Consider the following 13394-nt stretch of genomic DNA (forward strand, 5'->3'; position numbering starts at 1 on the left):
CGCTACCGACGCCTGGTGATCACGGGCGCCCTGGTGGGGCTGATCCTCCTGGTCGTCATCGCCAAGCTCGCCCGCTAGTCCGATGATCGAGCCGCTCGCCTCCGCGCAGATGCGGGTCCGCGACCACCTGCTGGCGCCGGACACGCTGGTCCGCGCCCTGGCGAGCGGTCGTCGCAAGGGTCAGCGTCCGAGGTGGACGCGGGTCGAGCTGCGCTACGTCGACCTCAAGGCCGGTCGCCGCCTCCAGATCACCCGGTACGACGAGACCCAGGCCCACGTGAGCAACCACGGCCCCGACGACGCCCCGGCAGCGGTCGCCGAGCTGCTCGCCGAGCCGTTCGGCAACTGGCACGTGGAGACCACCGCCGAGACCGTCCAGCTGCGGGTCACCAAGGGCGGCGAGGCCGCAGTCGGCATCACCGCCGGCGTCGCTGCCGTGGCCGAACGCGCCCACGACCGGGCCAAGGCCCGGATGCTGCCCGAGGACGACCCGGTCCTGGTGGCGCTCGGCATCAGTGACGCGAAGGGCGTCGTGAAGCCGACCCGTCGCGCGAAGTACCGCCAGGTCGAGGAGTTCCTCCGAGAGCTCGGCGCCTCGGTCGACGACGCCCTCGGCGCCGGTCGACTCGCACCGACTGCCGAGGACCCCCTGCGCGTGGTCGACCTCGGCTGCGGGAACGCGTACCTGACGTTCGCCGCGCACGCCTGGCTGAGCCGGGTGCGGGGCTTGCCGGTGCGGCTGGTCGGCGTCGACGTGAAGGAGCAGTCCCGGGCGCACAACACCGAGGTCGCCCGGCGGCTCGGCGTCGAGGACCAGGTCACCTTCGTCAAGGCGGGCATCGACGACGTGGTGCTGGAGGAGACCCCGCAGGTGGTGCTGGCGCTGCACGCCTGCGACACCGCCACGGACGACGCTCTCGCGCGGGCGGTCGAGTGGTCCGCAGACCTGGTCCTCGCTGCGCCCTGCTGCCACAAGGACGTCTCCCGGCAGCTGCGGAGCCGACCCGCCCCGGCGCCGTACTCGCTGCTGACCCGGGACGGGATCCTCCGCGAACGTTTCGCCGACACCCTCACCGACGCCCTTCGGGCCGCTCTGCTGCGCACCCGCGGGTACCGGGTCGACGTCGTGGAGTTCGTCGGCAGCGAGCACACCCCGCGCAACACCTTGATCCGCGCTGCTGCCACCGGAGCGGTGGCTTCCGGGGCCGACGAGGAGCTCGCTGCTCTCACGGCGACGTGGCAGGTCGAGCCGAAGCTGGCAGAGCTGCTCGGATGAGCTGGTTCGCGGGCGCCGTCGCCGCCGGTCTGCTGGCGGCGAACGTGCACGGCACCCCGGTGTTCGAATTCCGCGACACCGCCATCAACGAGTCCAGTGGACTGGTCGACCTCGGCCCGCTGATGGTCACCACGAACGACTCCGGCGGAGGCCCCGAGGTCTTCGTGGTCGACGCACGATCAGGTCGGACGGTGTCGACGACCCGCTTCGCCGACGAGGTCGAGGACGTCGAGGCGCTCGCGCCCGCCGGCAGGGACGCCGTCTGGGTCGGCGACATCGGGGACAACTTGGTCAAGCGGCGCAGCGTGCAGGTCTACCGGGTCCCGGTGGGCAGGACCGACCGTGTCGTCGACGCGCCGTCGTACGACCTGGTCTACCCCGACGGAGCGCACGACGCCGAGTCGCTCGTCGTCGGGCCGGACGGGCGGCTGCGGATCATCACCAAGAACTTCCTCGGCGGTCGGGTCTACGTGGCTCCGAAGAACCTCGACCCGGGCCGGCCGAACAAGCTGCAGGCGGGACCGCCGGTCGACCTCTACGCCACCGACGCGGCGATGTTCCCCGATGGCAAGCACGTGCTGGTCCGCGGGTACGGCGGCGCGCTGGTGCTCACCTTCCCCGCGTTCGAGGTGGTCGGCCAGTTCGGCCTACCGAGCCAGGAGCAGGGCGAGGGCGTCTCGATCGGAAGGTCGGGGCGGGTCCGGCTCAGCTCCGAAGGCGTGAACGCCCCCGTTCTGCAGATCAAGCTCCCGGCCGACGTGCGCCGCGCGATGAGCGACCCGACGACGACGGCGGACGGCGGCCCCGGCGGCGGTTCCGACGGCGGTCTGGACGACGACGGCGTGATCGTCGCGGACGAGGCTGGTGGGATCGACTGGTCCTGGGTGGGTCTCGGTGCCCTCGGGGTCGGCGCTGTGGCACTGTTTCTCTCCTTGGTGAGGAGGCGACGATGAGGATCACAGCGGTGCAGGGCGACATCACCGCCCAAGAGGTCGATGCGGTCGTCAACGCCGCGAACCGGGCGATGCGAGGTGGTGGAGGCGTCGACGGCGCGATCCACCGCGCCGGCGGCCCGGCGGTGCTCGAGGACTGCCGCCGCAGGTTCCCGAACGGGCTGGCCACCGGCGAGGCCGGTTGGACGACCGCGGGCGACCTACCCGCGCGCTGGGTGATCCACGTGGTCGGCCCGAACCGCAACCGCGGCGAGACCGACCGGAACCTGCTGACCTCGTGCTACGCGAACGCGCTGGCGGTCGCAGACGAGATCGGCGCGACCAGCGTCGCGTTCCCGCTGGTCTCGGCAGGGTCGTACGGCTGGCCGCGCGAGGACGCGATCCTCGCGGCGGTCGAGACGTTGCGCGGCACCCCGACCCAGGTCGGCGACGCCTGCATCGTCGCCTTCGGGGCGGACGCCTACGACGCCGTACGACGCCTGGTGGGGGCCTAGCCTCAGGCTTCGGCCGCCGGCTTCGGCTCCTTGGGCGGCGGCTCGGCGAGCAGCTCGTAGGACCCGGGCAGGATGCCCTTGCGCTCAGCGACCTTGCGCGCCGGGACGCCGAAGACGCAGGCGAAGTCGGCGACGTCGGAGAGGACGACCGAATTGGCGCCGACCTGGGCGTAATTGCCGATGGTGACCGGGCCGACCAGGACGGCGTTCGCGAGCACGATCGCGCCGTCGCCGACGACCGGGAAGCCGTCCTCGCCCGGCGGGGTGTCGGGCTGCTGGACGCCGGCGGTGACGGCGCCTCCGAAGGTGACGTTCGCGCCCATCCGCAGGCCGTTGCCGATCACGGTGGCGCTCGGGTGCGGGATCATGAAGCCCGGGCCGATGTCCATGCCGGGGACGAAGTCGGCGCTGAACAGGTACATCCCGACGCTGCGCCACAGGAACGCCTTGCGGACCTTGCCCTTGCGGAACGCGACCTGCTGCTTGCGCAGAACCCACTGGGCGAGAAGGCCGGGGTGCGAGATGCCGGTCAGCAGCACCCGGAGGTAGGAGGTCTTCGCTCCGGGGCGGTAGCGGTTGAGGTCGGAGAAGATGAGCTGCTTGAAGCTCAGGCCCTCGGACGAGGTGACGGTCGGCATGGGGGCAATCCTAGGGACGCGGCTGGTCGAGCGTAGTCGAGACCACGAAACGCGAGGGTCTCGACTGCGCTCGACCGACCTGTTCCGTCAGAGCGCGCCGACGACGTGATCGATGCAGGCCGTCAGGGCCTCGATGTCGGCCGGGTCGACGGCGGGGTACATGGCGATGCGCAGCTGGTTGCGGCCGAGCTTGCGGTACGGCTCGGTGTCGACGATGCCGTTGGCGCGCAGCGTCTTGGCCACCTGGTCGGCGTTGATCGACTCGTCGAAGTCGATCGTGCCGATGACCAGCGAGCGGTGGCTCGGGTCTGCCACGTACGGCGTCGTGTACGACGTCTTCTCGGCCCAGCCGTACAGCGCGTCCGAGGAGGCCGTCGTCCGGGCGACCATGCCGTCGATGTTGCCGTTCGCGTTCATCCAGTCCAGCTGCTCGGCCATGAGGAACAACGTCGCGACCGAGGGGGTGTTGTAGGTCTGGTTCAGGCGGCTGTTGTCGATCGCGGTCTTCAGGTCGAAGAACGGCGGGATGTAGCGGTCCGAGCCGGCAAGCTTCTCGGCGCGCTCGAGCGCGGCGGGCGAGAAGATGCCGAACCAGATCCCGCCGTCCGAGGCGAAGCACTTCTGCGGGGCGAAGTAGTACACGTCGCTCTGGGTCAGGTCGACGGGCAGACCGCCGGCGCCCGAGGTCGCGTCGATGAGGACCAGCGAACCCTCGTCGGCTCCTGCGGGGCGGACGACCGGTGCCATCACGGCCGTCGAGGTCTCGTTGTGGGCCCAGCCGTAGACGTCCACGCCCGCCTCGGCCACCGCGTCGGGACGCGAGCCCGGGTCGGCCGAGATGACGGTGGGGGCGTCGAGCCACGGGGCGGCCTTGACCGACGAGGCGAACTTGCTCGAGAACTCACCGAAGGTCAGGTGCTGCGACTTCTTCTCGATCAGGCCGAAGGTCGCGATGTCCCAGAACGCGGTCGCGCCACCGTTGCCGAGCACGACCTCGTAGCCGTCGGGCAGGTCGAACAGCGAGGCGAGACCGTCGCGCACGCGGCCCACCGTGTTCTTGACCGGGGCCTGGCGGTGCGAGGTGCCCATCAGGCTCGCGCCGGTCGCGGCGAGGGCGTCCAGGTGCGACGTCTGGATCTTCGAGGGGCCGGCGCCGAAACGACCGTCGGCGGGCTTGAGGCTGTCAGGGATCTGGATGGCGTCGTTCACTACGTGTCCTTGAGTCGAAGGTGAGTTCTGACGACGCTGTCAGCCGGTCCTATTCTGACAGCACTCACCACACTAGGCATAACGGAGCGGACGACATGGACGGGGTCAGGCCGGACTTGCGGATCGAGATGCGCCTGATCGGCGATCCCGACGCGGCCCGCCTGGTCGAGGAGGTCCAGCTCGAGTACGTCGCCCGCTACGGCAGCCGCGACGAGACGCCGATCCCCGAGGGCTACTTCGCGCCCGCCTGAGGGTGCCTTCTTCGTCGGGTACCTCGACGGCGTCCCGGTGGCCACGGGGGCCTGGCACCGGCGTACGGACGTAACGGCGTTCGAGCGCAGCGACGCCGCCGAGATCAAGCGGATGTACGTCGCCCCGGCCGGTCGAGGTCGGGGTCTGGCTCGCGCGATGCTCGCCCATCTCGAGTCGACGGCGCGCGCAGCCGGTGCCGATCTCATGATCCTCGAGACCGGAACCGAGCAGCCCGAGGCACTCGCGTTGTACGAGTCCTCGGGCTACCGGTCCATCCCCGGCTTCGGCTACTACAGGAGCTCGCCGAAAAACCGCTGCATGGCCTTGGTTCTGTGATCAGGCGGCCGGCGCCACGTAGTCCGAGCTGTTGCCCGTGATGACGACGTAGAAGCGCTTGCGGGTGGTGCTGCTGGTCGCGGTGCCATCGCTGTTGCGGGGGCTGACCACGAAGTGGGTGTTGTTGTTGGTGCCTGCCGGGGCGCAGACGACCGCCGCCAAGTTGCAGCGGCTCGCGGAGATCTCACCCGAGAAGGTGCCCTGGATGCCGTCGGCCACCGGGTCGCGGTCGATCTGGTTCTGGATCGCGATCGTTGCCACGACGCCGTTGCCGACCAGGCTCTCGTGCGCGTCGATGTAGATGTTGTTGTTGGTCACGTAGGCGTCGCTGACGGTGAAGCCACCGGACTGCTCGATGATCGCGCCGGCCTCGTCGATCAGCGCCCATCGGGTGGCGACACCCTGGAGGCCCTGGTCGCCGTCGTCACCCTTGTCACCCTTCGGGCCGGTGTCGCCCTTGCTGCCCTTGTCGCCCTTCAGCAGGGTGCCCTCGCTGAAGTCCTTCCTGGTCAGGCTGCCGTTCGCGATGTCACGACCACGCAGGGAGCCGTTGGCGACGTCGTTGCCGCGCAGCGACCCGTCCTTGATGTCGACACCGGTCAAGGAACCGTTCTTGACGTCATCGGAGCCGATCGTGGCGACGGCGTACGACGTTCCTCCCAAGCACACGGCCAGGGCAGCGACGGCGACGACGAAGGCGGGGGTGGGCTTGCTGAGACGGAGGCGCATGAGGTGGTCCTTCGGGAAGTGGTTGATGAGCTCGAGTGATGGTGATTCGGTACTGGCGGCACCCCGGATTGGGTTTTTGTGGTCTGGATCACGAAGGTGCGCCTTACCGGCCTCGGCCGAGCTCCTCGCCGCTCCGCTCGTACGCGTAACCTCGACCCGTGCTCCTCGCTTCGCTCGTCAACGGGTTCTCGGCCACTCGGCCTCGAGCAAGCTCGGGCACTCGATGATCGTCGATGCGCTCCTCAACGCTTCTCGCTACGCGGACGACGGAGCAAGCTCCTCGCCGCTCCGCTCGTACGCGTAACCTCGACCCGTGCTCCTCGCTTCGCTCGTCAGCGGGTTCTCGGCCACTCGGCCTCGAGCAAGCTCGGGCACTCGATAGCCTCGACCCGTGCCTGACCTCCTCGACCTGAACGCCCTCGACCCGTACGTGGTCGTTGCGGTGGCGGTCGGGCTCGTGCTGGTGCAGACGGCGCTGGTGGTCGGCTTCCTGGTCCCCGGCGGGAAGGCGGCGGTGTTCTCCGGCGTGCTCGCGGGGCTGGGGCACGTCAACCTGCCGCTCGCGTACGCCGGCATCGTTGCGGCCGCGATCATCGGAGCGACCGTCGGGTTCGGCATCGGGCGCCGGCACGGCGACCTGATCTTCGAGCACCGTCTGCTGGCCCGGCACGCAGCTCGGCTGGACTCCGCCCGCGACCTCCTGCGCCGCCGTGCGGGTCTGGCGCTGATGATCGGCCGCTCGGTCGCCGTGCTGCGGGCGACCTCGCCCGCTCTGGCCGGTGCTGCCGGCGTACCGGTCCGGCAGTTCCTGGTCTGGAACGTCGCCGGGGCATTCGCCTGGGGAAGCGCAACCGTCGGACTCGGTTACCTCGGCGGATCCGCCCTGCCCTCGATCGGCACCGGGCTGATGTCGAAGCCGGTGACGATCGCCCTGCTGGTCCTCGGTCTGTGCCTCACCGCCGTCGTCGTGGCTCGTCGCCGCCGTGCTGCGCGTGCGCTGCCCGGTGTGGTCGCCGTTCCGGCAGACTGACGCCCGTGAGCGGCCTCCTCGACAACCTCCTCAACCTCGATCCGGCGTGGCTGCTGAGCGTCGCGGCCCTGCTGGTCTTCGCCGAGGACGCGATCTTCATCGGGTTCCTGATCCCCGGGGAGACCGCCGCGGTGCTCTCCGGTGTCGGCACGAACGTGCAGGACATCGCGCTGGTGGTCCCGGTCCTCGTGGTGGTGGCGGCCGCGATCGTGGGTGACTCGGTCGGGTACGAGGTCGGCAAGCGCTACCTACCGCGGGTGCTGAACCACCGGATCCTCCTCAAGCACCAGGTGCGCATCGCCCGGGCTCAGGACTTCCTGCGGGTGCGCGGCGGCATCGCCGTCTTCCTGGGCCGGTTCACGGCGTTCTTCCGCGCGATGATGCCCGCGCTCGCCGGTGCTGCCGAGATGCCGTACCGGAAGTTCCTGGTGTGGAACGCCGCCGGCGGGATCGTCTGGGGCACGGCGTTCGTCAGCCTCGGCTACCTGGCGGGTGCGTCGTACAAGAAGGTCGAGCACCAGGCCGGCCGCGGCGTCGCGATCGGCCTCGCCGTGATCGTCGTGGTGGCGGCCGTCGTCTGGAAGGTGCGCTCCGAGCGGCGCCCCGACCCGGGTACTCCCTAGCAAGAAGCACCCCTCCGCCGGGCGGAGAGGTGCTTCTCGACAGGGATGACCGAAGCGGTTAGAGGGCCCACTCCTCGTGGTAGCCCGGGACGTCGGACGCCTTGCGGCTGGCCGGGCCGGTGTAGATCGCCGACGGACGGATCAGGCGGCCGGTTCGCTTCTGCTCCAGGATGTGCGCCGACCATCCCGCCGTGCGCGCGCAGGTGAACATCGAGGTGAACATGTGCGGCGGGACCTGCGCGAAGTCCAGGACGATGGCCGCCCAGAACTCGACGTTGGTCTCGAGCACGCGGTCCGGACGACGCTCGCGGAGCTCGGCCAGCGCAGCCTGCTCCAGGGCCTCGGCGACCTGGTAGCGCGGGGCGTTCAGCTCGCGCGCCGTACGCCGAAGCACCCGGGCGCGCGGGTCCTCGGCGCGGTAGACGCGGTGACCGAAGCCCATCAGTCGCTCGCCCTCGTCGAGGAGGCCCTTGACGTACTTCGAGGCATCCCCGATCCGCTCGACGTCCTCGATCATCGTCAGCACGCGAGCCGGCGCGCCGCCGTGCAGCGGGCCGCTCATCGCGCCGACGGCACCCGAGAGCGCGGCGCAGGCGTCGGCGCCGGTGGAGGTGATGACACGGGCGGTGAAGGTCGAGGCGTTCATGCCGTGCTCGGCGGCCGAGGACCAGTAGGCGTCGATGGCCTTGACGTGCTGGGGGTCGGGCTCGCCCTGCCAGCGGATCATGAACCGCTCGGCGATGGTCGAGGCCTTGTCGACCTCCTTCTGCGGAACCATCGGCTGACCGATGCCTCGCGCCGCCTGGGCGACGTAGGAGAGGACCATGACGGCGGCTCGGCCGAGGTCCTCGCGGACCTGGGTGTCGTCGATGTCGTAGGTCTGCTGGATTCCCCAAGCAGGTGCCAGCATCGCGATCGCGCTCTGCACGTCGACGCGGATGTCGCCGGAGTGAACGGGCAGCGGGTACTGCTCGGCGGGCGGCAGGCCCGGGTCGTAGGCGCCGTCGACCAGCAGGCCCCACACCTTCTCGAACGGGATCCGGCCGACGATCTCCTCGATGTCGACGCCGCGGTAGCGGAGCGCGGAGCCTTCCTTGTCGGGTTCGGCGATCTCCGATGCGAAGGCGACGACGCCTTCCAGCCCGTGGTGTACCTCAGTCATGTGTGTCGACTCCTTTGTCAGCTCAGGCGGAGCCTGAGGGAGCCGACCCGGTCCGAACGCGCCGGAGGAGCGAAGCGGAGGAGGGCGGCTCGTGCCGTGTCGGCGAGGGGATCACCCAGGCCAGACTCCACGCAGATCCTAGGCTAAGCACGTGGACCCCATGGATCTGGCCGCCCTGCGGGCCGAGTACGAGCTCGGCGGTCTCGACGAGACCGAGCTGACGCCGGAGCCGCTGGCGCTCTTCAGCACCTGGTTCGACGCCGTGCGCGGCGCCGGGATCGGCGAGCCGAACGCGATGGTCCTGGCCACCAGCCTCGACGGCGTTCCCTCCTCGCGGACGGTGCTGCTCAAGGGGGTCGAGGACGGTGGCTTCGTGTTCTTCACGAACTACCACTCGCGCAAGGGCGTCGAGCTCGCCGCCAACCCGCGCTGCTCCCTGCTCTTCGGGTGGTACGCCTTGCAGCGCCAGGTCCGGATCGAGGGCATCGCGACGCGGACGTCGCGCGAGGTCACCGAGACGTACTTCGCCTCCCGACCGCGCGGTTCCCAGCTCGGGGCGTGGGCCTCCGCGCAGTCGTCGGAGGTCGGGAGCCGCGCCGATCTGGACGCGGCGTACGCCGAGGTCGAGGCGCGCTTCGCCGGCGCGGACATCCCGGCGCCACCGCACTGGGGCGGTTACCTGGTGACACCGGACTCCGTGGAGTTCTGGCAGGGACGCCGTGGTCGGATGCACGATCGGTTGCAGTACCGGCGCGAGGGCGACGGGTGGTCGACCCGCCGCCTCGCGCCGTAGCCGCTCGACTCAGGTGAACCGGTGCGCGCGCCGGGACAGCAGCAACGTGCCGAGCGAGGCGAGCACCCCGACGACCGTGATCGCGACGATCACCTGGAGTCCCGAGAGCATCCCCGGGATGACCTGGTCGACCCGGGCCGGACCCTGGTCCGCAGCAGCGCCCGCGAGGATGGCCGAGATGACCGCCAGCACCACCGCTCCGCCGAGCTGGACCGAGGTGTTCACCAGTCCCGAGGCCAGTCCCTGCTCGTGGTCGGCGACCCCGGCAGTCGCCTGCGCGTTGATCGACGGGAACGCCGTGGCGAACCCGACCCCGAGCAGGAGCATCGTGGGGAGCAGCAGGGCGGCGTACCCGAGGCCGGGGTCGACCCGAAGGAACAGCACGTACGCCAGCAGGAACGACACCATGCCGGTCGCGATCAGGGCCTGCGTGCTCACCCGCTTCAGCACCCGGTCCATCCGGGTCGAGCTGGCGATCACCAGGAGCCCGGCCGGCAGGAACCCCAGCGCCATGGCCAGCGGTGACCAGTCCAGCGAGTCCTGCAGGTAGAGCGTCACGAGGAACTGGAAGGCGAAGTAGCCGCCTGCCATCACGGCGCCCGAGACGTTGGCGTGCACCAGGTGCCAGGACCGCAGGATCCCGAGGCGCACCAGCGGCGAGGGGTGCCGCAGCTCGGTCAGCACGAACGCCGTGGCCAGCAGCAGCGAGGCGCCGAACCCGCTGAGCACCAGGGGGCTGGTCCACCCTCGCGTCGGCGCCTCGACGACGGCGACCACGAGCAGCAGCAGGGCCGCGGTGCTGGTGAGCGCCCCGACGAGGTCGAAGTCGGCCAGGCGGGTAACGGCGCGGGAGGAGGCGGGCAGCACCTTGCTGCCGACCACGACGAGCAGGATCGCCACCGGGCCGGGCAGCAGGAACGTCGCCCGCCAGCCGATCTCGGTGAGGATGCCGCCGAAGACCAGACCGAGGGAGAACCCACTGGCTCCGACCACGGTGTAGATGCTCAGCGCGCGGTTGCGGGCCGGGCCCTCGGCAAAGGTCGTGGTGATGATGGACAGTCCGGCCGGCACCGTGAAGGCGGCGGCGACGCCCTTGACGAAGCGGAGCGCGATGATCGCCTCGGGGCTGCTGAGCGTCGCGCTGACCACCGAGGCGATCCCGAAGACGGCGACCGCGGTGAGGAACACCTGACGGCGGCCGAGCAGGTCCGCGGCGCGGCCGCCGAGCAGGAGCAGGCCGCCGTATCCGAGGACGTACCCGCTCACGATCCACTGCAGGGCGGAGGGGGACATGGCGAGGTCCTCGCCGATGGAGGGGAGTGCGACACCGACCATCGAGATGTCGAGGCCGTCGAGGAAGAGCGCGCCGCACAGGACGACGAGCATGAGCCAGGTCCGGGCCGGCCAGGGGTGCGAGTGGTGGATCGTCGCCGACGTCGGGGTGTGCGTCGGGAGGGCTGTGGTTGTCATGCGGCCCACACTTATGCACGTGCATTAAATGCGCAAGCAAATAATGCGTATGCATAAGTTGCACGAGAATCTGGTACCCTGCGCGTGTGGCCCGACGTACCGACGACGATGCGCTGGCAGCCGACTGGCATCAGCTGATGGGTCGGTACCAGCGGCTGATGTGCGCGCTCGACCGCGAGCTCAGCGCCGGTCACGACCTGACGGCCAGCGAGTTCGAGGTGCTCCAGCAGCTGGAGCAGTCCGACCAGTGCAGCCTGCGAATGGCTGTGCTCGCCGAGAGCGCCCACCTGACGCAGAGTGCCTTGTCGCGGTTGGTGTCGCGTCTAGAGCGCGACGGACTGGTCACCCGTGAGACCTGCTCCACCGACCGTCGTTCGCTGTTCGTGAAGCTGACCAGCGAGGGGCGCGCGCGCTACGCCGAGGCCCGCCCCACCCAGCGCCGTGTCCTGCGCGAGGACGGCGGCGGGTGCCTGGAGCCGGCCCGCTCCTGACGAGTTCCGCCTGGGGTCTGGCGCCCGAGGGTCTGCGCCGCCTAGGTTGCAAGGTGAGCGGACGGCATCGGGTCGCCCGCTCGTCTCGGAGGTAACCATGCGTAGAAGTCATGTCTCGGCGGCCGTCACCACGGCCGCCGTCCTGCTCGTCGCGACCGTCTCAGGAACAACCTGGACGTCGACCGCGAGCCCCTCGGCGGCCAGCTCGGCCGGCCGGACCGCCACGACGTCGTACGTCGTGCTGGCGAAGGAAGGCTCGTCGGCGACAGCGCTCGCCAAGCGCCTCGAGGCCGCGGGTGGCAAGGTCAGCTCGGTCAACAGCGCGATCGGCCTGGTCTCGGTGTCCTCCTCGGACGCCGCCTTCAAGGGACGCGCGTCCAAGGTCGCCGGCGCGGAGGGTGTCGCGACGGACCGGACCATCGGCTACGCGCCGACGCGTCGCCCGCAGGCCGTGGAGCAGGAGAACCTGCGGTCCACGAAGGCGCGCAACGCCAAGGTCGCCCAGCGGCCGAAGGCCGGGAAGAAGCCCAAGAAGTCGACTTCCGACCCGCTCGACTCCCAGCTGTGGGGCATGCGGATGATCGGCGCCGACAAGGCGCACCAGTACACGCTCGGGAACAAGAAGGTCCGGGTCGGCGTGATCGACACCGGCGTCCAGGCCGACCACCCCGACATCCACCCGAACTTCGACTACAAGCTCTCGCGGAACTTCGTCACCGACATCCCGGAGATCGACGGGCCGTGCGAGAGCGCGGGTTGCAAGGACCCTGTCGGCGAGGACGACGGCGGGCACGGCACGCATGTCGCCGGGACCATCGGCGCCGCTCTCAACGGTCTCGGTGTCACGGGGGTCGCGCCCAAGGTCGACCTGGTCGAGGTGCGCGCCGGTCAGGACAGCGGCTACTTCTTCCTGCAGCCGGTCGTCGACGCGATCACCTACTCGGCGGACGCCGGTATCGACGTGGTGAACATGAGCTTCTACGTCGACCCCTGGCTCTACAACTGTGCCGGCGGTGCCCCGGAGGACACCCCGGAGCAGGCTGCCGAGCAGGGCGTGATCATCTCCGCGATGAACCGCGCGCTCTCCTACGCCCACCACCGGAACGTCACGCTGGTGGCGGCGACGGGCAACAACAACGAGGACCTGGCGAACCCGCGGGTCGACACCTCGAGTCCCGACTACGGCGCCGAGCCGCACGACAGGACGATCGACAACGCCAAGTGCCTCGACCTGCCGGTCGAAGGTCGTTACGTGATCGGGGTGAACGCGCTCGGGCCGTCGGGCAAGAAGTCGGACTTCTCGAACTACACCACCGACCTGCGTTCCGGTGAGGTCGAGGTCTCCGCGCCGGGTGGCTGGTTCCGGGACGGCTTCGGCACCCCGACGTTCCGGACCAACCAGAACATGATCCTCTCGACGGTCCCGCTCGTCTCGGTCCAGGAGACCGGTGAGGTGGACGCCGACGGGAACATCACCGAGCTCGGTGAGGAGTCCGGGGTGCAGAAGGTGTGCCAGGCCAAGCCGGCTCCGGGCACGGCGGCCTGCGGCTACTACGCCTTCTACCAGGGCACCTCCATGGCGAGTCCGCACGCCGCCGGGGTCGCGGCCCTCGCGGTCGGGGCGCACGGGCGGTCCAGCAGGCACGGCGGGTTCGGGCTGTCCCCGGTCATCGTTCGCGCGCTGCTGCTCGGCACGGCGACCGACCACGCGTGCCCGGCAGGCGGGGTGCAGTCCTACCTCGACGAGGGACGGGACGCGTCGTACACGGCGAAGTGCGTCGGTACGAAGTACTACAACGGGTTCTACGGTCACGGGATCGTGAACGCCCTCCGCGTCGTGCGCTGAGCGCGACCGGCGATCAGCAGTCCGCCCCCGCCACGGAGAACGTGGCGGGGGCGGACTCGTTTATTCATTTGTGAGTGAGTGCTCACTCACTT

15 protein-coding genes are annotated in these 13394 nt (G+C 70.1%); 10 read left to right on the forward strand and 5 right to left on the reverse strand.

Going from position 1 to position 13394, the window contains the following annotated elements:
* The first annotated feature begins 82 nt into the window (after positions 1-82).
* The 3 genes from ABIE44_RS12160 to ABIE44_RS12170 are packed head-to-tail and all read left to right on the forward strand — an operon-like array spanning position 83 to position 2723.
* The gene (locus ABIE44_RS12160) at positions 83-1276 is read left to right on the forward strand and encodes a class I SAM-dependent methyltransferase (protein WP_209717474.1); all 1194 of its coding nucleotides are present in this window, start codon (positions 83-85) and stop codon (positions 1274-1276) included.
* Positions 1273-2229: a hypothetical protein gene (locus ABIE44_RS12165; protein ID WP_209717471.1), complete on the forward strand. Its 957-nt coding sequence runs from the start codon at positions 1273-1275 to the stop codon at positions 2227-2229. Before ABIE44_RS12160 ends, ABIE44_RS12165 begins: the two co-directional genes overlap by 4 nt.
* On the forward strand, positions 2226-2723 hold the full coding sequence (locus tag ABIE44_RS12170; RefSeq protein WP_209717468.1) for an O-acetyl-ADP-ribose deacetylase: 498 nt from the start codon (positions 2226-2228) through the stop codon (positions 2721-2723). The genes ABIE44_RS12165 and ABIE44_RS12170 overlap by 4 nt, the downstream gene beginning before the upstream one ends.
* A 2-nt stretch (positions 2724-2725) precedes the next feature.
* Here ABIE44_RS12170 and ABIE44_RS12175 read toward each other — a convergent pair whose 3' ends face one another.
* Together ABIE44_RS12175 and serC are read right to left on the reverse strand one after the other, a co-directional pair.
* Positions 2726-3361: a serine O-acetyltransferase gene (locus ABIE44_RS12175; RefSeq protein WP_209717465.1), complete on the reverse strand. Its 636-nt coding sequence runs from the start codon at positions 3359-3361 to the stop codon at positions 2726-2728.
* An 87-nt stretch (positions 3362-3448) separates the two neighbouring features.
* Complete coding sequence (gene serC, locus ABIE44_RS12180; protein ID WP_209717462.1) at positions 3449-4570, reverse strand: phosphoserine transaminase; 1122 nt, start codon at positions 4568-4570, stop codon at positions 3449-3451.
* Positions 4571-4665: 95 nt separating this feature from the next.
* Between serC and ABIE44_RS12185 the strand changes: the two genes are divergently transcribed.
* A complete protein-coding gene (locus ABIE44_RS12185; RefSeq protein WP_354438043.1) occupies positions 4666-4821 on the forward strand; it encodes a hypothetical protein in 156 nt (51 codons plus the stop codon).
* A 37-nt stretch (positions 4822-4858) separates the two neighbouring features.
* Entirely contained in the window at positions 4859-5158 is a 300-nt protein-coding gene (locus ABIE44_RS12190) for a GNAT family N-acetyltransferase (protein ID WP_354438044.1), read from the forward strand.
* Here the strand turns inward: ABIE44_RS12190 and ABIE44_RS12195 are convergent, their stop codons facing one another.
* Complete coding sequence (locus ABIE44_RS12195) at positions 5159-5887, reverse strand: hypothetical protein (RefSeq protein WP_209717458.1); 729 nt, start codon at positions 5885-5887, stop codon at positions 5159-5161.
* A 391-nt stretch (positions 5888-6278) separates the two neighbouring features.
* Between ABIE44_RS12195 and ABIE44_RS12200 the strand changes: the two genes are divergently transcribed.
* Both ABIE44_RS12200 and ABIE44_RS12205 read left to right on the forward strand, forming a co-directional pair.
* Positions 6279-6917 carry a DedA family protein gene (locus ABIE44_RS12200; RefSeq protein ID WP_209717455.1) on the forward strand — a complete coding sequence of 213 codons (639 nt, stop codon included), beginning with the start codon at positions 6279-6281 and terminating at the stop codon, positions 6915-6917.
* Between the two features lie 5 nt (positions 6918-6922).
* Positions 6923-7540: a DedA family protein gene (locus ABIE44_RS12205; protein WP_209717452.1), complete on the forward strand. Its 618-nt coding sequence runs from the start codon at positions 6923-6925 to the stop codon at positions 7538-7540.
* 58 nt (positions 7541-7598) lie between these two features.
* On the opposite strand, the gene ABIE44_RS12210 is transcribed toward ABIE44_RS12205, so the two are convergent.
* Entirely contained in the window at positions 7599-8702 is a 1104-nt protein-coding gene (locus ABIE44_RS12210) for a citrate synthase 2 (protein ID WP_209717448.1), read from the reverse strand.
* A gap of 160 nt (positions 8703-8862) precedes the next feature.
* Here ABIE44_RS12210 and pdxH point away from each other — a divergent pair, with 160 nt between their 5' ends.
* Entirely contained in the window at positions 8863-9495 is a 633-nt protein-coding gene (gene pdxH / locus ABIE44_RS12215; RefSeq protein WP_209723315.1) for a pyridoxamine 5'-phosphate oxidase, read from the forward strand.
* A gap of 9 nt (positions 9496-9504) precedes the next feature.
* Here pdxH and ABIE44_RS12220 read toward each other — a convergent pair whose 3' ends face one another.
* Positions 9505-10965 carry an MFS transporter gene (locus ABIE44_RS12220; RefSeq protein ID WP_209717446.1) on the reverse strand — a complete coding sequence of 487 codons (1461 nt, stop codon included), beginning with the start codon at positions 10963-10965 and terminating at the stop codon, positions 9505-9507.
* An 86-nt stretch (positions 10966-11051) separates the two neighbouring features.
* Here ABIE44_RS12220 and ABIE44_RS12225 point away from each other — a divergent pair, with 86 nt between their 5' ends.
* Positions 11052-11456, forward strand: coding sequence for a MarR family winged helix-turn-helix transcriptional regulator (locus ABIE44_RS12225; RefSeq protein ID WP_354438045.1), 405 nt, complete (start codon positions 11052-11054; stop codon positions 11454-11456).
* 97 nt (positions 11457-11553) lie between these two features.
* A complete protein-coding gene (locus tag ABIE44_RS12230) occupies positions 11554-13302 on the forward strand; it encodes a S8 family serine peptidase (RefSeq protein ID WP_209717443.1) in 1749 nt (582 codons plus the stop codon).
* The last annotated feature ends 92 nt before the right edge of the window (positions 13303-13394 follow it).

It is taken from the genome of Marmoricola sp. OAE513, from assembly GCF_040546585.1.
Taxonomy (GTDB): domain Bacteria; phylum Actinomycetota; class Actinomycetes; order Propionibacteriales; family Nocardioidaceae; genus Marmoricola.

What these genes read in the sequence shown, in the direction of transcription:
- ABIE44_RS12160 (WP_209717474.1), top strand. Translation starts at nt 83, where the DNA reads ATGATCGAGCCGCTCGCCTCCGCGCAGATGCGGGTCCGCGACCACCTG.
- ABIE44_RS12165 (WP_209717471.1), top strand. Translation starts at nt 1,273, where the DNA reads ATGAGCTGGTTCGCGGGCGCCGTCGCCGCCGGTCTGCTGGCGGCGAAC.
- ABIE44_RS12170 (WP_209717468.1), top strand. Translation starts at nt 2,226, where the DNA reads ATGAGGATCACAGCGGTGCAGGGCGACATCACCGCCCAAGAGGTCGAT.
- ABIE44_RS12175 (WP_209717465.1), bottom strand. Translation starts at nt 3,361, where the DNA reads ATGCCGACCGTCACCTCGTCCGAGGGCCTGAGCTTCAAGCAGCTCATC.
- ABIE44_RS12185 (WP_354438043.1), top strand. Translation starts at nt 4,666, where the DNA reads ATGGACGGGGTCAGGCCGGACTTGCGGATCGAGATGCGCCTGATCGGC.
- ABIE44_RS12195 (WP_209717458.1), bottom strand. Translation starts at nt 5,887, where the DNA reads ATGCGCCTCCGTCTCAGCAAGCCCACCCCCGCCTTCGTCGTCGCCGTC.
- ABIE44_RS12210 (WP_209717448.1), bottom strand. Translation starts at nt 8,702, where the DNA reads ATGACTGAGGTACACCACGGGCTGGAAGGCGTCGTCGCCTTCGCATCG.
- pdxH (WP_209723315.1), top strand. Translation starts at nt 8,863, where the DNA reads ATGGATCTGGCCGCCCTGCGGGCCGAGTACGAGCTCGGCGGTCTCGAC.
- ABIE44_RS12220 (WP_209717446.1), bottom strand. Translation starts at nt 10,965, where the DNA reads ATGACAACCACAGCCCTCCCGACGCACACCCCGACGTCGGCGACGATC.
- ABIE44_RS12230 (WP_209717443.1), top strand. Translation starts at nt 11,554, where the DNA reads ATGCGTAGAAGTCATGTCTCGGCGGCCGTCACCACGGCCGCCGTCCTG.